This is a genomic window from Betaproteobacteria bacterium (genome assembly GCA_016720855.1).
GTDB lineage: Bacteria > Pseudomonadota > Gammaproteobacteria > Burkholderiales > Usitatibacteraceae > FEB-7.
In genome coordinates this window covers 742578-763078 of the sequence record JADKJU010000001.1, presented here as the reverse complement: position 1 = coordinate 763078, position 20501 = coordinate 742578, and the positions used below count along the sequence as shown (strand labels likewise).

Here is a 20501-nt window from a genome sequence, read left to right as displayed (position 1 = left end):
CTGCGTCAGCCTGTCCCCGGAGCGGCGCGCCAGATCTCGCGCGCATAGTCGAGGACCGCGCGGTCGGCCGAAAACCAGCCCATGCCGGCGGTATTGAGGATGGCGCGGCGCCACCAGGCGTCGGGGTGGCGCCAGAGCTCCGCCACGCCGGCCTGTGCCGTGCGGTAGGCCTCGAAGTCCGCGCAGACCATGAAGTAGTCGTGATGGCGCAGGTTCTCGACCAGGCCGCGATAGCGCCCGGGATCGTCCGGCGAGTACGTTCCCGCCTCGAGCGCCTCGAGGATGCGATTCAGGGCGGGCGAGGCCTGGAGGTCCGCCGTCGCGTCGATGCCGGCGCTGCGGCGTTCGGCGACCTGCGCGGCGCGCAGGCCGAAAATGAACAGATTCTCCTCGCCCACGTGCTCGCTCATCTCGATGTTGGCGCCGTCGTACGTGCCGATGGTGAGCGCCCCGTTCAGGGCGAGCTTCATGTTGCCGGTGCCGGACGCTTCCATGCCGGCCGTCGAGATCTGCTCGGAGAGATCCGCCGCGGGGATGATCGACTCGGCGAGGCTCACGTTGTAGTTGGCCAGGAACACGACCTTGAGGAGGCCGCGCAGCGAAGGGTCGGCATTCACGATGCGCGCGACGTCGTTCGCGAGCTTGATGATGAGCTTGGCCTGGTGGTAGCCCGCCGCGGCCTTTCCCGCGAAGATCTTCACGCGCGGCACCCACGCGTGTGCCGGATTCTCGCGTATCTCGTTGTAGAGCGCGATGGTCTCGAGAAGGTTCAGGAGCTGGCGCTTGTACTCGTGGATGCGCTTGATCTGGACGTCGAAGAGCGTCTCGGGATCGATGCTCGCTCCCAGCCGCTCCGAGACCAGCCGGGCCAGCGCCACCTTGTTGGCGCGGCGCGTGGCAGCGAAGCGCGCGCGGAAGGCGGGGTCGTCGGCGAACGGGGCAAGGTCCGCGATCCGCTCCGGATCGTCCATGAAGGCCGGCCCGATCGCCTCGGCGATGAGGCTGGTGAGCCCCGGGTTCGCCTGGAAGAGCCAGCGCCGGAAGGTGATGCCGTTGGTCTTGTTGACGATGCGATCCGGATACACGGCGTTGAATTCGCGGAACACGGTCTTGCGCATGAGGTCGGTATGCAGCGCCGAGACGCCGTTCACTCGCCTCGAGCCGAGGAAGGCAAGGCTTCCCATGCGCACCTGGCGCGTGTGGTTCTCCTCGATGAGCGAGAGCGATGCGAGCAGTTGCGCGTCCTCGTGACCCGCGGCCTTCAGGCGGGCCAGGTGCTGCGCATTGATCAGGTAGATGATCTGCATGTGCCGCGGAAGGAGGCCTTCCAGGAGCGGAACCGACCACTTCTCCAGCGCCTCGGGCAGCAGGGTGTGGTTGGTGTAGCTGAAGACGGAGGTCGTGATGCGCCAGGCGAAGTCCCAGGGCATCCCGTGCTCGTCGACCAGGAGGCGCATCATCTCGGGGATCGCGATGGCCGGGTGCGTGTCGTTCAGCTGGATCGCCACGTGGTCCGGCAGCGACGAGAGCTCGCCGTGCTGCGTCTTGTGGCGGCGCAGCAGGTCCTGGAGCGAGGCGGAGGCGAAGAAGATCTCCTGCCTGAGCCTGAGTTCGTGGCCGGCGGGCGTGTCGTCGCTGGGGTAGAGGATCCGCGAGATGGCCTCCAGCCGAACGCGGTCGGCCAGGGCGCCGACGTGATCGCCGCGATTGAAGTCCTCGAGCAGGAGCGGGTGGTCGGCCCGGGCCGACCACAGCCGCAGCGTGTTGACGTGGGAGCCGCGCCATCCGGCGATCGGCGTGTCGTAGGCCACGGCGTTGACGCTCTCGGCGGGATGCCAGGCCGAGCGCAGGGAGCCGTCGGCGTTGGGCACGGCGTCCACGGTCCCGCCGAAGCCGATGGTGTAGGTGACCTCCGGCCGCTCGAATTCCCAGGGGTTTCCCGACGACAGCCAGTTCTCGGGCAATTCGATCTGCCAGCCGTCCTTGATCGCCTGGCGGAAGATGCCGTGGTCGTAGCGGATCCCGTAGCCGTGCGCGGGTATGCCCAGCGTGGCGAGGCTCTCCATGTAGCAGGCGGCGAGGCGGCCCAGGCCGCCATTGCCGAGCGCGGCGTCGGGCTCGAGCTTGCGCAACCGATCCAGGTCGATGCCCAGCTCGGCCAGCGCCTCCCGCGCGGTGGAGACCAGCCCGAGGTTGCTGAGGGCATCGAGCAGCAGGCGGCCGATGAGGAATTCCAGGGAAAAGTAGTACACGCGCTTGCGGCCGTCGCGGTAGGTTCGGCGCGTGGCCTCCATCCAGCGTTCCACGATCTGGTCGCGGGTGGCGAGCGCGGTGGCGATGAGCCAGTCGTGGTCCAGGGCGTGGCGGCGGTCCTTGCCCACGGCATAGACGAGCTTGTGGACGATCGCCTCGCGGAACGCGGCGACACCAATGGCCGGGACGCCGTCTTCTGCTGCGACGCGCGTGCTTTCGCCCGGGTCTTGCCGGGGGGGGGCTTCGGGGTTGTTCACGGGAGTGCGACCAGATCGGGTTGCGGGGCGTAGCGCCACTTCAGGTAGAGTTTACCTGCCCCGTGGCATTTTCCGTAGTCTGCAGTCAACGGGGATCGACAACCGGAGCACCCCATGGGCCTGATCGTTCTCGTTGCGCTGTTGGTCATCGCGGTGATGGCATTCCTGCAGACCAACCCGCACGGCGTGGATCGGCGAAAGCTGCTCGCCTTCAACGTGGTTGTCCTGGCCTCGGCGGTGCCGGCTGCGATCACCGTGGGACTCTGGCTCTATGCCGATGCCGTCCTGCTCAAGTCGGGCGAGCGGGGCATGTCGGCTTACCTGGCGGCCATGGCAGGCGGGGCGGCCGTTCTCGTGGTCGTCTCGGTCGGCGGTCTCATCCGCAATTTCGTGGTCTTTCCGCGGCCCCGTCGCGCGCCAGCGCCCCCAGCCAAGTAAAGGGGACAGACCCCTTTTCCGGAAATGGGGTCTGTCCTCTTTTTTCGACTATGCTATCCGGGAGGATTGCCAAAGGGGGGTAAGGAAATGAACAGATCCGTCGTGCTTGCCGCCGTGCTCGCGCTGGTGGCCGCGCCCGCCTTCGCGAAGAAGTCCTGCGAGGATCTCAAGGGCGAGATCGAGGCGAAGCTCAAGGCCAAGGGCGTCAAGTCCTGGACGATCGACATCGTCGGCAAGGACGAGCAGAAGGACGGCCGGATCGTCGGCACCTGCGACGGCGGCGCGAAGAAGCTGGTCTACAACCGCGGCAAGTAGGACAAGAGGCGAAAAAGGGGACAGACCCCATTTCCCGGAAACAGGGAAATGGGGTCTGTCCCCTTTTTCGCGATTGCTGCGGTTACTACTCGGGCAGCGTCCCGAAGATGAAGGCGGCGCGCGTGAGCGCGGCAGGCTCGCCGAGACCCCCGAACCATTTGCCGAAGATCGAGGCGATCTCGCCGTCGCGGTAGATGTGCGCGAGCGCCGTGTTGACCGCCAGGCGCAACCCCGCCTCGCCGCGCGGCAGCGTGATCGCGTAGGGCTCGAAGGACAGGTCCTCGGGCAGCAGCACGAGGGATTTCGGGTCCTTGAGCTTCAGGCCCCCGCCCACGAGCAGCACCTTGTCGCTCGCGTAGGCGTCGATCGTTCCCGCCTCCAGCGCCGCGAGCCCTTCGTCGCGAGTCTTCATCGTGACGATGGTGAGGCCCAGCTTGCGGCGCTTCTCCAGGTCGTTCACCGCGCGCTCGTTGGTCGTTCCGGCGACCACGCCGATGCGCTTGCCCGCCACGTCGGAGATGGAGTGGATGCCCGTCTTGGTCGTGGTGAGCAGCCCCGTGCCGTCCACGAACGTGAAGCTCGAGAAGTCGACCTGCTTCAGGCGCGAGAGCGTGACCGTGCTCGATCCGCACTCCATGTCGGCCTGGCCCTTAGCCACCGTGTCGAAGCGATTCTGGGTCGTCACCGGCATCCACTTCACCTGCAGCTTCACCTTGATCTGATCCTCGATAAGGGTCGCCACGCGCTTGCACAGGTCGATCGTGTAGCCGACCGGCTGTTTCTGCTCGTTCACGAACGAGAACGGGATCGCATCCGTCCGGTAGGCGATGGTGAGGGTCTTGCTGTCGGCGATCTTCTTCAGTCGGCCGTCGAGACCCTGGGCGGCCACGATGCCCGTGGCGGCGAGGAGCAGGGCGAGTAGCGAGGCGGTGCGCAGCATGGCGGGAGACTCCTGGGGGTGGTGAGCGGAAGCGGCCCGGAACAATACCCGCATTCGCCGGGCGTGGACAGCCCTCAGCCGCCGCCGGCTTTCGGCAACTCCGGCTCGAGAAGGGCGAGCCCGGCGAGCAGGAGCGCCTGGTAGCGTGCGCGCTCCTTCGCGATCGACTCCGGCGTCCAGTCGAAGAACCCCGCTCCCGACTTCATGCCCAGGCGCCCGGCGGCAACGAGGCCGGACAGCGTCTTCGACGGCACCGTGTTGGAGGCCAGCGACGGATACATCGTCGCGGCGGCAGCCGCATGGACGTCCAGCCCCGCGTGGTCCTTCTGCAGGATCGGTCCTGCCGCGAGGTACCGGAAACCGAACCCGAAACGCACGGCCGCGTCGACGTCGGCGGCCGTGGCCACGCCGGCATCGATGAGCGCGTAGGCCTCCCGGGCGAGCGCGTGCTGCAGCCGGTTGGCGAGGAAACCGGGCAGGTCCTTCCTCACGATCACCGGCACCTTGCCGGTTGTCCGCATGAAGGACGCCAGGTCGGCAGCGAGGGCCGGGTCGCTCTGCGCGCCGCACACAACCTCCACCAGCGGCACGAGGTGGGCCGGCATGAAGTAGTGCAGCCCGAGGAACCGGCCCGGGCCGGCCAGGCCTTCCGCGATGGCGCTGATGGGAAAGCTCGAGCTGTTGCTGGCAAGCAGTGCGTCGGCGCGCATGCGTGCCACGAGGTCCGCGAAGAGCCGGCGCTTGAGCTCGAGGCTTTCCGGCACTGCTTCGATCATGAGATCCACCGCCGGCCAAGGCACCTCGTCCAGACTCCCATGGACGGTGATTCGCTCGATCGCCTGCGGGCTGCCGAGGGCAGCGAGACCTGCCGAAAGTCGCGCGGGGAGGGTCTGCCGGACGGCATCGAACGTCTCGACGAGGTGGGTCGGGCAACCGGCGCGCGCGAGAGTTAGCGCGATGTCCGCGCCCATCGTGCCGCCGCCGATGACGGCGCAAGTCCTGGGATTTGCCATGCGAGGGTTCCTATAGAATTGCGTCATCCGACGCAATGAACGCCATGAGACTGATCGCCATCGTACTGCTGCTGCTCGCCTCCGGGGCAAGCCGGTCTTCGTCTCCCGGGCCGCGCCGCCGGATGACACGCTGCGCATCGCCTTTGCCATCCCGGCCCTGCCGGAGTAGCGCGCCGGCGATCCCGCCATGAAAACCGCGCACCCCTGGTTGCGATTCTACGGAAGCGTTCCGGCCACGATCGACTACCCCGAGGTCACGCTGCACGGGGCTCTCGCCACCACGGCGCGGCGCGTGCCGGATTCGGTGGCGTGGGATTTCTTCGGCACGCAGGCGTCCTACCGCGAGCTACTCGACTCCGTGGACCGTTGCGCTTGCGCGCTCGCGCAAGAGGGGCTGCGCGCGGGGGATCGCCTCCTCATTTCCATGCCCACGTCGCCGCAGGGCGTCATCGCCTTCTACGCGGCCAACCGGCTCGGGGCGCTTCCGGCCCTGATCCATCCGCTGTCGACGGCGCCGGAGATCACGCACTTCCTCGATGCCACGGGCGCGCGGATGGCGCTTGTGCTGGACGCGTTCTACGGCCCGCTCGCGGCCGCGACGCCGAAGCGGGCGCTGGACCGGATCGTGATCGCGTGCATCCCGGAATATCTTTCGCCGCTCAAGAAGCTGGGCTTCTGGGTGACCAAGGGCAGGAAGATCCCTCCCGTCCCCGACGAACCGAGAGTGCGCCGTTGGTCCGCGATCCTCGAAGCTGCGCATCCGTTGACGTCGTCCCCGGTGGGCAAGACGAACGATGCGGCCGCCATCCTCTTCTCGGGCGGCACGACCGGCCTGCCCAAGGGCATCGTGCTGTCGAACCGCAACTTCATCGCCCAGGGACTGCAGGCCGCCTCGTGGTGCGGCATGGGCGAGAAGGACGCCATTCTCGCGATCCTCCCGATCTTTCACGGCTTCGGACTGGGCGTTTGCGTGAACGCGGTGTTCATGGCGGGAGGCAAGTCGATCCTCGTGCCGCAGTTCAGCGCCGAGATCGTCTCGAAGCTCCTGCGCGCGCAGCGGCCCAACGTGCTGGTGGGCGTGCCGACGCTTTTCGATGCGCTCACCAGGGATCCTTCGCTCGCCAGGGCGGACCTTTCCTGCCTCACGGCATGCTTCTGCGGCGCCGACACGCTGCCGCGCGCGGTGAAGGAGCGCTTCGAGGCGATGGTGCAGGCCGGCGGCGGGAACGTGAAGCTCCTCGAGGGCTACGGGCTCACCGAGGCAGTGACCGGCATCATGGCCACCCCCCTCACGGAGTATCGCGAAGGCTCCGTCGGCATCCCGTTTCCCGACATGCTGGCCAGGATCGTGAAGCCGGGGACGATCGAGGAGGCGCCAACCGGCGAGGAGGGCGAGATCTGCATCGCCGGCCCCGCGGTGATGATCGGCTACCTCGACGACCCGGAGGCCACGGCGCAGGCGCTGCGCGTGCACGCCGATGGCCGCACGTGGCTGCACACCGGCGACCTCGGGAAGATGGACGCCGACGGCTACACGTATTTCTCGGTGCGCCTGAAACGCATGATCAAGTCGTCCGGCTTCAACGTGTATCCGGCGCAGGTGGAGGCGGTGATCCGGGAACATCCGGCGGTGGCCGAGGTGTGCGTCATCGGCGTGCCCGATCCCGCGCAGGTCGAGCGCGTGAAGGCGTGCGTGGTCCTGCGCGACCCCGCGCAGGCGAGCGCGGCGCTGCAGGAGGCGATCATCGCGCATTGCCGCGAGCGGCTCATCAAGTGGTCGTGCCCGCGCGAAGTCGAGTTCGTGACCGCGCTCCCCCTCACGCGCGTGGGCAAGATCGATTACCGCGAGCTCACGCGCCAGCATGCAACGAAGGAAACATAGAAAGGTTCCCATGAACGCATCCGACATCCCGGCCCACGGCGGCGAACGCGTGGCGGCCGCGCTGGCCGCGCACGGGGTGAAATTCATCTTCACCCTATGCGGCGGGCACATCTCCCCCATCCTCGTGGCGGCCAAGCGCCGCGGCATCCGCATCGTGGACACGCGCGACGAGGTCACGGCCGTCTTCGCGGCCGACGCCGTGGCCCGACTGACCGGGACGCCGGGCGTGGCGGCGGTGACGGCGGGCCCGGGCGTCACCAACACGATCACCGCGCTCAAGAACGCGCAGATGGCGCAATCGCCCGTGCTCCTGCTGGGCGGCGCGGCCCCCACGGCGCTGCAGGGACGCGGCGCCTTGCAGGACATCGACCAGAAGCCGCTGGTGGCCCCGCATGTGAAGCTGATCAAGCAGGTGCGGCGAGTGGCCGACCTGGGGCCGGCGGTGGAAGAAGCGCTCGTCGCGTCGCTCGAGGGCGTGCCCGGCCCGACGTTCGTCGAATGTCCGGTCGATCTCCTCTACGACGAGAAACTCATCCGCGGCTGGTACTCGGACGCAGCGGGGAAGGGCACGTCGATCGCGGACCGGTTCCTGCGCTGGTACCTCAATCGCCATGCGAGCCGGATGTTCGCAGGCAGCGACCAGCCCTATTCGCCGACCGGCCGGGCGGTGCCCGTGCCCCTCGCGGGCGACGGGGCCGTGGCGCACGCGGCGGACGCCCTGTCGAAGGCCGAGCGGCCGCTCATGGTGCTGGGAAGCCAGTCGATCGTCGAGGCCGCGGCGGCCGCGCAGGTGGCCGAAGCGGTGAAGCGGCTCGGCGTGCCGGTGTACCTGTCGGGCATGGCGCGCGGATTGCTGGGCCGGGATTCGGGCCTGCAGATGCGCCACGCGCGCCGCAAGGCGCTTCGCGAGTCCGACTGCGTACTGCTCGCGGGCGTGCCCTGCGACTTTCGCCTCGACTACGGCAAGCACGTGCGGCGCTCGGCGACGCTCATCGCCGCGAACCGCAGCACGAAGGATGCGCGCCTGAACCGCAAGCCCGCGATCGAGGCCATCGGGGATGCGGGTCGCTTCATCACCGCCGTGGCCGAGCGAGCGGGAGGAGGAGCGAAGCGCGTCGACTGGATCGCCACCCTTCACGCGCGGGATGCCGAGCGCGAGGGAGAAATCGACGAACAGGCCAGGGCCTCCGGGGCGCACGTGAACCCGGTCGCCTTCTTCCGCGCGATGGATCGCGTGGCCGGCGACAACGCCGTGTTCGTGGCCGACGGGGGGGACTTCGTGGCGACGGCGTCCTACATCCTGCGGCCACGAGGACCGCTGGCGTGGCTCGACCCGGGTGCCTTCGGCACGCTGGGTGTCGGCGCCGGCTTTGCGCTCGGCGCATCCGTCGTTAAGCCGCAGTCGGAGGTGTGGATCGTCTGGGGCGACGGCGCCTGCGGCTACGGGCTTTCGGAGTTCGATACCTTCGTGCGCCATGGCATCCCGGTGATTGCCGTGGTCGGCAACGATGCCGGCTGGACACAGATCGCGCGCGAGCAGGTGAAGATGCTGGGCGACGATGTGGGCACCGTGCTCGCGCGCACCGCCTATCACGAGGTCGCCCGGGGCTTTGGCGCCGCGGGCGTGGAGATTCGCACCGGCGCGGAAGTGGACGCGGGGCTCGCCGAAGCGCGGCGCATCGCGGCCACCGGCAAGCCCGTGCTCGTGAACGTCTGGCTCGACAAGACCGAATTCCGCGAGGGCTCGATCTCGATGTAGGGAATTGTGGTGCCTGGCACCGGCGCCTGGCACCGAAACAAATGGCCGACGAATCCTCCAAGACGAAGAAGGTATGGGGCGAGCTGGAGCACGCCGTGCTCCGGGGCGAGGGCATCGACATCGGCTGCGGCGCCGATCCGGTGTTCCCGCACGTCATGCCCTTCGACCTGGCGCAGGGCGACGCCAACGAGATCCTGCAGCACGTCCACCGGCAGTTCGACTTTGTCTATGCCTCCCACTGCCTCGAGCACATGCGCGATCCCCGGGCGGCCATCGCGCAGTGGTGGGCGCTGGTGAAACCCGGCGGGGTGCTGTTCGTGATCGTCCCGGACGAGGATCTCTACGAGCAGGGCTTCTGGCCCAGCCGCTTCAATCGCGACCACAAATGGACCTTCACGATCGCCGGGAGGGCGAGCTGGTCGCCCGTATCGGTGAACCTGCGGGAGCTGGCGGACTGCCTGCCGGGAGGCAAGGTGCTCGACATCCGTCTTTTCGACACGGCCTACGACCGGCGCCTGCAGAGCAACGGCCGGATGGCCGGGACGATCCGCTGGAAGCTCGAGCGTGCGGCGGGACGCGTCGCCTACGGCGTGCTGCGGCTCCTGGGGGGCGACAAGGAAGCCCTCAAGCGCCGTTTCATCCGCCCCATCGACCAGACGGCCTTCCCCGATACGCTGGCGCAGATCCAGTGCATCGTGCGCAAGGCGGGCGCGCTGGACGCCTGACGCCGGCAGTCAGGATTCGGCCGGTCGCTCCATGCGGCCATCGGCGTGGCGCGCGAAGCGACCCTCGCACCCGTGCACCGGGTCCGCCGAGGGCCAGGGCCATCCCCCGAACTGCGTGCGCTGGTAGTCGTCGAAGGCGCGCTGCAGCTCGGTCCGCGTGTTCATCACGAAAGGACCGGCCTGTGCGACAGGCTCGCCGATGGGGCGACCCTGGAGCATCAGGAGCTGCGATTCGTTCGCGCCTGCCGCCAGCTCCAGCGCCACCTCGCCGCCGACCACGGCCATGTGCCGGTCAGGAACCGGTGCACCACCGATGCGCAGCCCGCTGCCCTCGAAGTGGTAGAGGTGCCGATTCGACCCGTTCGCGGCGGCAGGCAGCGTCCATGTCGCGTTTGGGGCCAGGCGGATGATCCAGATCGCGACGTCGGAGTCGGCCCGCGAAGCCCAGGAGCTGGGCGGCGGCCGGGGCGCCTCGCACTCACCCAGCCGGCCCGCGATGAGGGTCACCTCGACGCCGCCTTCGCGCAATCGCGGAACCTGGTCGTCCCAGAACATCGAGAAATGCGGCTGCGCCATCTTGTCCGCGGCCGGCAGGTTGAGCCAGATCTGGAAGAGTTCCAGCGGATTGGCATTTGCGCGATCGAGGAGCGGGAACATTTCCGCGTGCTGGATGCCCCGGCCGGCGGTGAGCCACTGCACGTCGCCTGCGCCGTAGCGCGCCGCGGCCCCCATCGAATCGGCGTGGTCGATGAGCCCGCGCCGGACGAAGGTCACCGTCTCGAAGCCGCGATGGGGATGCTGCGGGAATCCCGGCACCCGATGGCCGTGATACATGCGCCAGCCGTCCTTCGGCTCGAAATCCCGGCCCAGGTTGCGGCCGTCCAGCGATGCGGCAGGCCCGAGTGCCTCGTTGCCCGCCGGGTAGCGATCGTCGTGGTGCACGCAGAAAAGGAAGGGATCCGGTGTCGTCCAGACGAACCCGAGGGGTTCCGTTCGAAGGATCGGGGTCGAGGACATGGAGGGCACTCCGGTCAACGCGCGATGAACGCGAGGAGGTCGCGCTCGAACCGGTCCGGCTCGCACAGATGCGGCGAATGGTCGGCGCCTTCGTAAACGAGCAGTTCCGAATCCCGGATCCAGTCGTGGACGTGTCGCGCGGTCTCGAGGCGGTAGAAATTGCTTTCGCCGCCGTACACGAGGAGTGCCGGAACGTCGATTCGCGGCAGGACGTCGCGATAATCGGCCGCGGTGAGGCTCTGCCACGTTTCGATGAGCGGTCCGGGACGCAGTTTTCGCAGCGCCTCGCGCGCCAGTTGCCAGCCGCGCGAATTCTCGTCGTATTTGCGCCCGGCCCGGGCATTGAGACCGTGCGCGGCGAGACGAAGCACGGCCTCGGGAAGGTCGGCCTCCAGCTCCTCCACGAAGGCATCGGCGCGGGCCCGGTCGAAATCCCCGTAGATGCCGTCCGCCCATGCCGCGTCTGTCACGAGCCGGGGCGACTGATCGATGAGGCAAAGCCGCCCGAGGCCGCCGGTGCCGAAAGTCCGGATGTACTCCCAGATCGTGAGCACGCCCATGGAATGGCCGACCAGAACGGGATCGCGCAAGCCAAAACGCTCGAGGAGATTGGCGAGGTCACGCGCCATGCGCTGCACCGTGGGGACGGTGGCGGTCGCGGGCGTGTGCCCGCCATGCCCGCGCGCATCCCAGCGATGCACTGCATGGACACGCGCGAGACCGTGGACGAGGGGTGCCCACTCCGTGTGACTGGCCGTCCAGCCGTGCAGCATCACGATCGGCGCGCCGCTGCCGGAGACGGCGACGCGGATCGTCTCCCCATCGTCGGCGATGAAGGTCTTCACGGGCCGTCCCGGAGGCGCGGCGATGAGGCGAAACGAGACCGTGCCAGCTTCAGCGTGCCGCGAGCATCCACGCGCCGCTGCCCAGGTAGACCACGCCCGTCACCATGACCGTCCACCTCGTCCACAGGCGGAAGGATGCGTCGGTGAGACGTTCCAGGATCGTTCGAGAGAGCGAGGTGCCGGCGATGGCGAGCGTCACCATCAGCACGCCCAGCCAGAAGTCCACCGTGCCGCGCTGGGCCGCGCCCACGAGTGCGCCGAAATAGGCGATCTTGATCATGTGCGCGAGACTCTGCGTCGCGGCCTTCGTCGCGACGACCGCGCGCCGGTCCATTCGCGAGCGGACGAAGAACAGGTCGAGGATGGGTCCGGCGACGCCGGCGATGAGCTGCAACGCGGTGCAGATGAAGCCGCAGGCGAACGGATGCCCGCGTTTCTTCACGTCGAGGATGAGTTTCCCGGGCAGCGCGAGGCCGATGAAGGGCGTGACGCCCAGCACGATTAGCGCGACCGGCTTGCTCACCACGAGCTGCACCAGGGTGAACGCCGCGAGCGCCGCTAACGCCCCGTAGGCATTGCCGCGGAAGACGCGCCAGTCGATCGATTCGCGCCAGAGGGCCGCGCGCCAGCCGTTGGAAGCGAGCTGCGTCACGCCGTGCAGCACCATCGCCTTCGGCACGGTGAGCAGCGCCAGCAGAACGCCCAGGAAGATCATGCCGCCGGCCATGCCGAGGATGCCGGAAATGAACGAGGTGACGAGCGCGGAGACGGCCAGGATCGCGAGGAGGAGCGCGGAATTCATCGTTTCGGCCTGCACCTTGCGCGGGAGTTGCCTGCGGTGACCGGCGCCATTCGGAATCAGGCTCCCAGGGCGACGGCACCGGAGGCGGCCAGGCGGTCGATGGCGGCGGCGTCGTAGCCGAGCGAATCGAGTATCTCGCGCGTGTGCTGGCCGAGCAGGGGGGAGGCGCGCGTGACGGCGCAGGGTGTATCCGAGAACTTCACCGGCATGCCCAGCGCCTTCGTCCTGCCGGCCACCGGGTGCTCGACCTCGATCACCATCTCGCGCGCGGCGACCTGCGGGTCGGCGAGCATGTCGCCGATCCGGTTGATGGGGCCGACCGGCACGCCGGCCGCCTCGAACTCGCGAATCCAGTGGGCCGAGGGGCGCGATTTCATGCACTGGGCGATAAGGGGCGTGAGCTCGGCCAGGTGCTTCATGCGGTCGCCGTTGGTGGCGAAGCGCGGGTCGGCCAAGAGGTCCTCGCGGCCGATCACCTTCGCGATGCGCTCCCAGTTGGACTGGTTGGCGCCGCCCACGTTGATCCAGCCGTCCGCCGTCGGAAAAGCCTGGTAGGGCGCGGTGAGGATGTGCGCCGAGCCCGTGGGCCCCGGATTCTCGCCCGTGGCGAAGTAGATCGCGCTCTGCCAGTACGTCTGCTGGATGGCCGCTTCCATGAGCGAGGTATCCACCATCTGGCCGCGCCCCGTCGCATGCCGTGCGTGCAGGGCGGAGACGATGCCCAGCGCGGCGAAGATGCCGGCGTTGATGTCGGCGATAGGCGAGCCCGCCTTGACCGGGGGCCCGCCGGGCTCGCCCGTGATCGACATGAGCCCGGAGAAGCCCTGCGCGATCAGGTCGAATCCGCCCTTGTCGGCGTAGGGTCCGGTGCGGCCGTAACCGGAGACGACGCAGTAGATGAGCCGCGGGTTGAGGGCGCGCAGCACGTCCCAGCCCAGGCCCAGCTTTTCCAGGGTGCCCTTGCGGTAGTTTTCCGTGACCACGTCCGCCGTCAGCAGGAGCTTCTTCACCGCCTCCAGTCCCTCGGCCATCTTCAGGTTCACCGCGATGCCGCGCTTGTTGCGGTTGAGCATCATGAATGCGGCCGACTCGCCGTTCACCGAAGGACGGGAGTAGGAGCGCGTGTCGTCGCCGCCGGGGAGCTTCTCCACCTTGATCACGTCGGCGCCCATGTCGGCAAGCAGCATGCCGCAGGTGGGGCCGGCCATGATCTGGGCCAGCTCGACGACGCGGATGCCTTTCAGGGGTCCGCTCATGATGGAAGGGTGGGCGAGTTACGCGACTCAAAAACAGGGACACGGATGAACACGGATGAACACGGATAAGAACGAATGGAGTTATGGCGAGTTGTGGCCACTTCATCGCAAGCCCGGGCTCTGGCAACCCTGATTGTTTTCATTTGCACTTATCCGTGTTCATCCGCATTCATTCTTGCGAGTCCGGGCTCTGGCAACCCTCATAGCTTCTTTGCCTTCCTCCCCCCCCCCCCCTTTTTGGGGCGCGCACCTCCCCCGTGTTCTCCGTGTCCCTGCTTTTGAGTCGCGTAACTCCCTACCGCCCCTTGAACTCCGGCTTCGCCTTCGCGAGGAAAGCCGCCCGCCCGATGCGGAAATCCTCCGTGCCATAGCACGCGTATCCCTCGTCCAGTTCCTCGGCGGTGAGGAGCTGCCCGTCGCGCAGGCGGCGCGCGAACTTCTTGTGCCACCGCGCCACCAGCGGCGCCCCGTCCGCGATGCGCCGCGCGGTGGCCTTCGCCTCCGCCTCGACATCGGCATCGGGAACGACACGCGTGACCAGGCCCTTGTCCTTCGCCTCTTTCGCGTCGAACACGCGGCCCTCCAGCAGGATCTCGAGCGCCACCGCCTCGCCGGCGAGCGAGATGAGGGCGCCGATCTCCGCATAGGCCATCACCAGTCCGAGCTTGTTGATGGGCACGCCGAACCGGCTCGACTCCCCGCAGATGCGGATGTCCGCGAGGCCGGCGATCTCCAGGCCCCCGCCCACGCAGATGCCGTGGATCTGGGCGACCACCGGGTGGCGGCAATGGCCGATCGCGTCGATGGTGCGAGTCATGATCTTCCCGTAGGCGCGAGCCTGGTCGACGTTGGAGCGCTCGCGGTCGAATTCCGAGATGTCGTTGCCGGGCGCGAAGGCCTTCTCGCCCGCGCCGCGCAGCAGGATGCAGCGCACGTCGTCGTCGGCGTCCAGTTCGAGGAAGACATCGCCCAAGCGCTGCCACATCGGCTTGGTGAGCGCGTTCAGCTTTTCGGGACGGTTGAGGACGACGGTGGCGATCGTTCCGTCGCGTTCGACGAGTATGGTTTCGACCATCGGCTAGCGGTAGAACACGTTCACCAGGCCCAGTGTGACGACGGGCACGTAGGTGATCAGAAGAAGCGTGAAGAGGAGGATCCCGATGAACGGAAGGTTCGCCTTGGTCACGTCCCAGACGCTCTCCTTCGCGATCGAGCAGGTGAGCAGGAGCACGCTTGCCACGGGCGGCGTCTGCTGGCCGATGGCGAGGTTGAGCGTCACGATCACGCCGAAATGGACCGGATCGATCCCGGCCGCGGTTACGACCGGCATCACGATGGGCACCACCAGGATGATCGCGGCGGCCGAGTGCAGGAACATGCCGATGATCAGGAAGAAGACGTTCATGATCGCGAGAATGGCCCACTTCTCGCTCGTGAAGGAGAGCATCGCCGCCGCGATGCGCTGCGGAAGCTGCACCTCCGTGAGATAGAGGCCCAGGAGGGCCGAGGCGGCGACCAGCAGCATCACGGTGCCGGTCTGCACGGTCCCGTCGATGATCGCCTCGCGCAGCCGCTTCCCGTCGAGCTCGCGATACACCACGCCCCCCACGAAGAGAGAGGCGACGACGGCGAGCGCCGCTCCCTCGGTCGCGGTGACGATGCCCCCGAAGATCCCGCCCAGGATGATGATGGGAAGCGTGAGCGCCCAGAACGCATGCTTGAAGGCGCGCCAGAGCTTGCCCCACTGGAAGATCTCCTCCACCGGCCAGTTGTACCGGACGGCATACCAGTAGCACAGCGCCATGAAGCCGAATGCCGTGAGCAGGCCGGGCACGATGCCCGCGACGAACATCTGCACCACCGACGTCCCCGCCATGACCGCGTAGAGGATCATGGGGATCGACGGCGGGATGATGATCGCGAGGGTGGCCGTGGAGGAGGTCACCGCGGCCGTGAAGGGTCCCGGGTAGCCGCGCGCCTTCATGGCCGGCATGATGATGGACGCGGTTGCGGCCACGCCCGCCACGGCCGAGCCCGAGATCTCCGCGAAGAACATGTGGCTGAGCACGTTCACCTGCGCGAGAGCGCCTCTCATCCAGCCGACGAGCGCCTGGCAGAAGTCGATCAGCCGGTGGGAGATGCCCGAGGTGTTCATGATCGCGGCCGCGAGGATGAAGAGCGGGATCGCGATGAGCGGGAAGCTGGTCGCGCCCTGGTAGAGCGCGATCGCCACGTTGGGCAGGCTCCCGGTACCCTGGCTCGCGAGCATCGCCGCGACCGACGCGATGCAAAGCGCCACGGCGATCGGAACGTTGATCAATACCAGCCCGACCACGCAGAGCAGGACGAGGAAGCCGATCATGCCGGCACCTGCACGAGGGCGGGCTCGCAGCGCGCCTCGCGCAGCACCTCGGGAAACACCAGCAGCTGGCCAACCACGAAGAGGACGGAGCTGATCGGGATCACGGACATGGTATAGGCCACCGAGACCTCCGGCAGCGAAACCAGCTGGTCCGTCGCGAGGACCTCGAGGACCTCATAGCCCACCCACGCGAGCAGCACGAAGAAGGCGAGCGTGCACAACTGCGCAACGACGGCGGCGACCACCCGCGGCCCGGGCGGCAGCATCCTCACGATCTCGGGCACGCCCATGTGCGCATGCTTGAGAACCGCCAGCGCGGAGCCGTAGAACGTCACCCAGGCCAGCAGGATGGTGGCGACCTCGTCATACCAGACGAGGGAGTGGCCCGAGTAGCGGAAGACCACGCCCGCCGTCACTTCGGCGGCGAGCGCGGTCATGAGCGCGATGCAGATCCACTCCAGGAAGCGCTCGTATCCCCGGCGGAACGACCGCAAAGTCATCTGCTACTTGCCGAGGGCGATGGCGCGGTCGATCACCTGGCGCGAACCGGGGACGGCGGCGGCGAACTCGTCGTAGACGGGCTTGGACGCGGCCACGAAGGCGTCCTTGTTCGGGACGTTCGACTTCACGCCCGCGGCGGTGATCTTGCCCAGGAGCTCGGTGTCGCCCTTCTCGGCGAGCTCGTAGACGTAGGCCTGCGTCTCCTTGGCCGTGTCCTCGAGGATCTTCCTCACGTCGGCCGGGAGCGTGGCCCATTTCTTCGTGCCCACGGTGGCGTAGGCCGGCGTGTAGACGTGCCCTGTGAGGGAGATGTACTTCTGCACTTCCTGGAACTTGGCGCTGTAGATCTGCGTGAAGGGGTTCTCCTGCCCGTCCATCACGCCTGTCTGCAGGGCGGTGAACACTTCGGAGAACTTCATCGGCGAGGGATTCGCGCCGTAGGTCTGGAACATCTTCACGCGCCACTTGCCCTCGGGCACGCGCAGCTTGATCCCCTTGAGGTCTTCAGGGGTGTTGATCGGGCGCTTGTTGTTGGTGATGTGCCGGTAGCCGTTTTCCCAGACGGCGATCACCTTGAGGCCCTTCTTCTCGGCCTCCGGGGCGATAGTGGGCCAGAAGACGTCCTTCTCGATGCGGGCCATGTGCTTCCTGTCCTTGACCAGGTACGGCATCTCGAAGACGCCGAAGATGTCCGCCTCGGAGGTCATCACGGTGGAGGGCAGGGCGATGTCCACCGTGCCCAGCTTGAGCTTCTGGACCAGTTCCTTGTCGCCCCCCAGCTGGCTCGAGCCGAAGACGACGACCTTGGCCTTGTCGCCAAGCTTGGCATTGGCGCGCCTGGCGAACTCCTCGGCAGAGGCCGCGAATAGCGAGCCGGGCTCGCCCACGTGGCCGAATTTGATCTCGGTCTGGGCAAGGGGAACGGTCGAAAACAGGCACGCCAAGAGCGCGCCGGCGAGTCGTCGGATGGTCATGGAACTCCTCCAGTTCTGGTTTCGTGGGCTCGGCCCGCAAGGGGTGCGGACCGGACGGCACTAGTCTAGGCATAACGGGGCTGCGGCGTCGATGACCGGCGTGGGCTACCCGGAGACCCGGGGGCGCTGGCGGAGTATGGCGGTGTAACGGTCCCCGTTACCTGGTATCGCGCTTGCGCCCTGCGCTTGATGCAGGTCAAAAGTGCCCCTCGGCCGCTGGGGGACAGTCACCGGAAGCATCCGGACCCCAGCCTCCGACCGAGGAGATAGAGACCATGACCGAAACCTTCTACGATGTGCTCCGCCGGCAGGGCGTCACGCGGCGCAGCTTCATGAAATTCTGCAGCCTCACGGCCGCCTCCCTGGGCCTGGGACCCACACTTGCGCCGCAGATTGCGCATGCGCTGGAGACCAAGCCCCGCACCCCGGTGCTGTGGCTGCACGGCCTGGAGTGCACGTGCTGCACGGAGAGCTTCATCCGCTCCGCGCACCCGCTCGCCAAGGACGTGATCCTCTCCATGATCTCGCTCGACTACGACGACACGATCATGGCGGCCGCCGGCCACCAGGCCGAGGCGGCGCTGGAAGAGGTCATGACCAAGTACAAGGGCAACTACATCCTCGCCGTGGAGGGCAACCCGCCGCTCGGCAACGACGGCACCTTCTGCATCCCCGGCGGCAAGCCCTTCGTCGAGAAGCTCAAGCATGTCGCCAAGGACGCCAAGGCGGTGATTGCCTGGGGCTCCTGCGCCTCCTGGGGCTGTGTGCAGGCCGCCAAACCGAATCCGACGGGCGCGGTGCCCATCGACAAGGTCATCACCGACAAGCCCATCATCAAGGTGCCGGGCTGCCCGCCGATCGCCGAGGTGATGAGCGCGGTGGTCACCTACGTCGTCGCCTTCGACCGCATCCCCGAGCTGGACCGCCAGGGCCGGCCGAAGATGTTCTACAGCCAGCGCATCCACGACAAGTGCTACCGCCGCCCGCATTTCGACGCCGGCCAGTTCGTCGAGAAGTGGGACGACGAGGGCGCGCGCGCCGGGTACTGCCTCTACAAGGTGGGCTGCAAGGGCCCCACGACCTACAACGCCTGCTCGACCACGCGCTGGAACGAGGGCACGTCCTTCCCGATCCAGTCGGGCCACGGCTGCATCGGCTGTTCCGAGGACGGGTTCTGGGACAAGGGCTCGTTCTACGACCGCCTCACCAACATCAATGCCTTCGGGGTGGAAGCGAACGCCGACAAGGTGGGTCTCGTGGTCGCCGGTGTCGTCGGCGCGGCCGTCGTGGCGCACGCCGCGGTGACCGCCATCAAGAATGCTTCCGAGAAGCGCCCGACCACGAAGAGTGAGGAGAAGTGACCATGGCCGTCATCGAGACCCAAGGCTTCAAGCTCGACAACAGCGGAAAGCGGGTCGTCGTCGACCCGGTCACCCGCATCGAGGGCCACCTGCGCGTCGAAGTGAACCTCAACGCGAAGAACGTGATCACCAACGCCGTGTCCACGGGCACGATGTGGCGCGGGCTGGAAGTGATCCTCAAGGGCCGCGACCCGCGCGACGCGTGGGCTTTCGTGGAGCGCATCTGCGGCGTCTGCACCGGCGTGCACGCGCTCGCCTCGGTGCGCTGCGTCGAGGACGCGCTCGGGATCGCGATTCCAGACAACGCGAACATCATCCGCAACCTGATGCACTCCACGCTCTACGCGCAGGACCACCTCGTGCACTTCTACCACCTGCACGCGCTCGACTGGGTGGACGTGGTCTCGGCGCTGAAGGCCGACCCGAAGAAGACATCGAGCTGGCGCAGTCGATCTCCAGTTGGCCGAATTCCTCCCCGGGCTACTACCGGGACCTCGCCGCGCGCCTCACGAAGTTCGTCGAGTCGGGCCAGCTCGGCCCGTTCAGGAACGGCTACTGGGGCCACCCGGACTACAAGCTGCCCCCGGAAGCGAACCTGATGGCGGTGGGCCACTACCTCGAGGCGCTGGACTTCCAGAAGGAGATCGTGAAGATCCAGACGATCTTCGGCGGCAAGAACCCGCACCCGAACTGGCTGGTGGGCGGCGTGCCGTGCTCGATCAACGTCGACCGCGTCGGCGCGGTGGGCGCGATCAACATGGAACGCCTGAACATGGTCGGCAAGATCATCGACGACACGATCGACTTCATCGACAACGTCTACATCCCGGACCTGCTCGCCATCGCCTCGTTCTACAAGCACTGGGGCGCCATCGGCGGCGGCATCTCCAGCATGAACGTGATGAGCTACGGCGAGTTCCCGGACATCGCCAACGACCAGTCGAACAAGTCGCTGCTCATGCCGCGCGGCGCGATCCTGGGCGGGGACCTGAAGAACATCCATGCCGTGGACCTGAAGGACCCGGCCATGATCCAGGAGTTCGTCACCCACTCCTGGTACAAGTACGCCGACGAGTCGAAGGGCCTGCACCCGTGGGACGGCGTGACCGAGCCCAACTACGTGCTCGGCGCCGGGCACCAAGGGCTCGAAGACCAACATCGAGAACATCGACGAGAGCGCCAAGTACTCGTGGGTGAAGAGCCCGCGCTACAAGGGCCAGCCGGTGGAAGTGGGCCCGCTCGCCCGCTACATCATCGGCTACGCGTCGGGCAACCCGGAGTTCAAGGAGCCCGTGGAAATGGTGCTCAAGAAGCTCGACGTGCCCATCCAGGCGCTCTTCTCCACGCTCGGCCGCACGGCCGCGCGCGGGCTGGAGGCCTCCTGGGGCGCCCACAAGATGAAGTACTTCTTCGACAAGCTCATGGCCAACATCAAGGCCGGCAAGCTCGACACCGCCAACGTCGAGAAGTGGGAGCCCTCCACCTGGCCGAAGGAGGCCAAGGGCGCCGGCTTCTGCGAGGCACCGCGCGGCGCGCTCGGGCACTGGATCAGGATCAAGGACACGAAGATCGACAACTACCAGTGCATCGTGCCGACCACGTGGAACGCGGGACCGCGCGACGGCAAGAACCAGATCGGCCCCTACGAGGCCAGCCTCATGAACACCGCGATGGCCAAGCCGGAGCACCCGCTGGAGATCCTGCGCACGATCCACAGCTTCGACCCGTGCCTTGCGTGCGCGACCCATGTCATCTCGCCGGAAGGCGAGGAGATCACCCGCGTACAGGTTCGTTAACGGAG

General features: G+C 67.4%; 17 protein-coding genes and 1 pseudogene. 7 read left to right on the top strand and 11 right to left on the bottom strand.

Going from position 1 to position 20501, the window contains the following annotated elements; translation table 11 throughout:
* Positions 1-5: 5 nt before the first annotated feature.
* A complete protein-coding gene (locus tag IPP91_03375) occupies positions 6-2432 on the bottom strand; it encodes a glycogen/starch/alpha-glucan phosphorylase (protein ID MBL0141111.1) in 2427 nt (808 codons plus the stop codon).
* A gap of 192 nt (positions 2433-2624) precedes the next feature.
* Between IPP91_03375 and IPP91_03370 the strand changes: the two genes are divergently transcribed.
* Together IPP91_03370 and IPP91_03365 are read left to right on the top strand one after the other, a co-directional pair.
* A complete protein-coding gene (locus tag IPP91_03370) occupies positions 2625-2948 on the top strand; it encodes a hypothetical protein (protein MBL0141110.1) in 324 nt (107 codons plus the stop codon).
* Positions 2949-3035: 87 nt separating this feature from the next.
* On the top strand, positions 3036-3263 hold the full coding sequence (locus IPP91_03365; protein ID MBL0141109.1) for a DUF1161 domain-containing protein: 228 nt from the start codon (positions 3036-3038) through the stop codon (positions 3261-3263).
* Positions 3264-3348: 85 nt separating this feature from the next.
* Here the strand turns inward: IPP91_03365 and IPP91_03360 are convergent, their stop codons facing one another.
* Entirely contained in the window at positions 3349-4203 is an 855-nt protein-coding gene (locus IPP91_03360; GenBank protein ID MBL0141108.1) for an amino acid ABC transporter substrate-binding protein, read from the bottom strand.
* 74 nt (positions 4204-4277) lie between these two features.
* Positions 4278-5243 carry an NAD-binding protein gene (locus IPP91_03355; protein MBL0141107.1) on the bottom strand — a complete coding sequence of 322 codons (966 nt, stop codon included), beginning with the start codon at positions 5241-5243 and terminating at the stop codon, positions 4278-4280.
* Positions 5244-5403: 160 nt separating this feature from the next.
* On the opposite strand from IPP91_03355, the gene IPP91_03350 reads away from it, so the two are divergent.
* Genes IPP91_03350 through IPP91_03340 form a run of 3 tightly spaced genes read left to right on the top strand, consistent with a single transcriptional unit; the run spans position 5404 to position 9582 of the window.
* Entirely contained in the window at positions 5404-7098 is a 1695-nt protein-coding gene (locus IPP91_03350) for an AMP-binding protein (protein MBL0141106.1), read from the top strand.
* A 10-nt stretch (positions 7099-7108) separates the two neighbouring features.
* A complete protein-coding gene (locus tag IPP91_03345; GenBank protein MBL0141105.1) occupies positions 7109-8857 on the top strand; it encodes a thiamine pyrophosphate-binding protein in 1749 nt (582 codons plus the stop codon).
* Positions 8858-8898: 41 nt separating this feature from the next.
* A complete protein-coding gene (locus tag IPP91_03340; protein MBL0141104.1) occupies positions 8899-9582 on the top strand; it encodes a methyltransferase domain-containing protein in 684 nt (227 codons plus the stop codon).
* A gap of 9 nt (positions 9583-9591) precedes the next feature.
* On the opposite strand, the gene IPP91_03335 is transcribed toward IPP91_03340, so the two are convergent.
* The 8 genes from IPP91_03335 to IPP91_03300 all read right to left on the bottom strand — a co-directional run bounded on the left by IPP91_03335 (position 9592) and on the right by IPP91_03300 (position 17339).
* Positions 9592-10599, bottom strand: coding sequence for a pirin family protein (locus IPP91_03335; protein MBL0141103.1), 1008 nt, complete (start codon positions 10597-10599; stop codon positions 9592-9594).
* Between the two features lie 14 nt (positions 10600-10613).
* Positions 10614-11444: an alpha/beta hydrolase gene (locus tag IPP91_03330; GenBank protein ID MBL0141102.1), complete on the bottom strand. Its 831-nt coding sequence runs from the start codon at positions 11442-11444 to the stop codon at positions 10614-10616.
* Between the two features lie 49 nt (positions 11445-11493).
* On the bottom strand, positions 11494-12246 hold the full coding sequence (locus IPP91_03325) for a TSUP family transporter (protein ID MBL0141101.1): 753 nt from the start codon (positions 12244-12246) through the stop codon (positions 11494-11496).
* Between the two features lie 56 nt (positions 12247-12302).
* Positions 12303-13502 (bottom strand): CoA transferase, encoded by a 1200-nt coding sequence (locus IPP91_03320; protein MBL0141100.1) that lies wholly within the window; start codon positions 13500-13502, stop codon positions 12303-12305.
* A gap of 295 nt (positions 13503-13797) precedes the next feature.
* The gene (locus IPP91_03315) at positions 13798-14577 is read right to left on the bottom strand and encodes an enoyl-CoA hydratase/isomerase family protein (GenBank protein ID MBL0141099.1); all 780 of its coding nucleotides are present in this window, start codon (positions 14575-14577) and stop codon (positions 13798-13800) included.
* A 3-nt stretch (positions 14578-14580) separates the two neighbouring features.
* Entirely contained in the window at positions 14581-15864 is a 1284-nt protein-coding gene (locus IPP91_03310) for a TRAP transporter large permease (GenBank protein ID MBL0141098.1), read from the bottom strand.
* Positions 15861-16364: a TRAP transporter small permease gene (locus IPP91_03305; GenBank protein MBL0141097.1), complete on the bottom strand. Its 504-nt coding sequence runs from the start codon at positions 16362-16364 to the stop codon at positions 15861-15863. The genes IPP91_03310 and IPP91_03305 overlap by 4 nt, the downstream gene beginning before the upstream one ends.
* Before the next feature lie 3 nt (positions 16365-16367).
* Complete coding sequence (locus tag IPP91_03300) at positions 16368-17339, bottom strand: TRAP transporter substrate-binding protein (protein MBL0141096.1); 972 nt, start codon at positions 17337-17339, stop codon at positions 16368-16370.
* 275 nt (positions 17340-17614) lie between these two features.
* Between IPP91_03300 and IPP91_03295 the strand changes: the two genes are divergently transcribed.
* Complete coding sequence (locus IPP91_03295) at positions 17615-18700, top strand: hydrogenase small subunit (GenBank protein MBL0141095.1); 1086 nt, start codon at positions 17615-17617, stop codon at positions 18698-18700.
* A 2-nt stretch (positions 18701-18702) separates the two neighbouring features.
* Positions 18703-20496, top strand: a pseudogene (locus IPP91_03290) (nickel-dependent hydrogenase large subunit).
* The last annotated feature ends 5 nt before the right edge of the window (positions 20497-20501 follow it).

Coding starts and splice junctions, on each gene's coding strand:
- IPP91_03370 (MBL0141110.1), top strand. CDS start 2,625: ATGGGCCTGATCGTTCTCGTTGCGCTGTTGGTCATCGCGGTGATGGCA.
- IPP91_03365 (MBL0141109.1), top strand. CDS start 3,036: ATGAACAGATCCGTCGTGCTTGCCGCCGTGCTCGCGCTGGTGGCCGCG.
- IPP91_03325 (MBL0141101.1), bottom strand. CDS start 12,246: ATGAATTCCGCGCTCCTCCTCGCGATCCTGGCCGTCTCCGCGCTCGTC.
- IPP91_03300 (MBL0141096.1), bottom strand. CDS start 17,339: ATGACCATCCGACGACTCGCCGGCGCGCTCTTGGCGTGCCTGTTTTCG.
- IPP91_03350 (MBL0141106.1), top strand. CDS start 5,404: ATGAAAACCGCGCACCCCTGGTTGCGATTCTACGGAAGCGTTCCGGCC.
- IPP91_03355 (MBL0141107.1), bottom strand. CDS start 5,243: ATGACGCAATTCTATAGGAACCCTCGCATGGCAAATCCCAGGACTTGC.
- IPP91_03305 (MBL0141097.1), bottom strand. CDS start 16,364: ATGACTTTGCGGTCGTTCCGCCGGGGATACGAGCGCTTCCTGGAGTGG.
- IPP91_03360 (MBL0141108.1), bottom strand. CDS start 4,203: ATGCTGCGCACCGCCTCGCTACTCGCCCTGCTCCTCGCCGCCACGGGC.
- IPP91_03310 (MBL0141098.1), bottom strand. CDS start 15,864: ATGATCGGCTTCCTCGTCCTGCTCTGCGTGGTCGGGCTGGTATTGATC.
- IPP91_03315 (MBL0141099.1), bottom strand. CDS start 14,577: ATGGTCGAAACCATACTCGTCGAACGCGACGGAACGATCGCCACCGTC.
- IPP91_03340 (MBL0141104.1), top strand. CDS start 8,899: ATGGCCGACGAATCCTCCAAGACGAAGAAGGTATGGGGCGAGCTGGAG.
- IPP91_03345 (MBL0141105.1), top strand. CDS start 7,109: ATGAACGCATCCGACATCCCGGCCCACGGCGGCGAACGCGTGGCGGCC.
- IPP91_03295 (MBL0141095.1), top strand. CDS start 17,615: ATGACCGAAACCTTCTACGATGTGCTCCGCCGGCAGGGCGTCACGCGG.
- IPP91_03320 (MBL0141100.1), bottom strand. CDS start 13,502: ATGAGCGGACCCCTGAAAGGCATCCGCGTCGTCGAGCTGGCCCAGATC.
- IPP91_03335 (MBL0141103.1), bottom strand. CDS start 10,599: ATGTCCTCGACCCCGATCCTTCGAACGGAACCCCTCGGGTTCGTCTGG.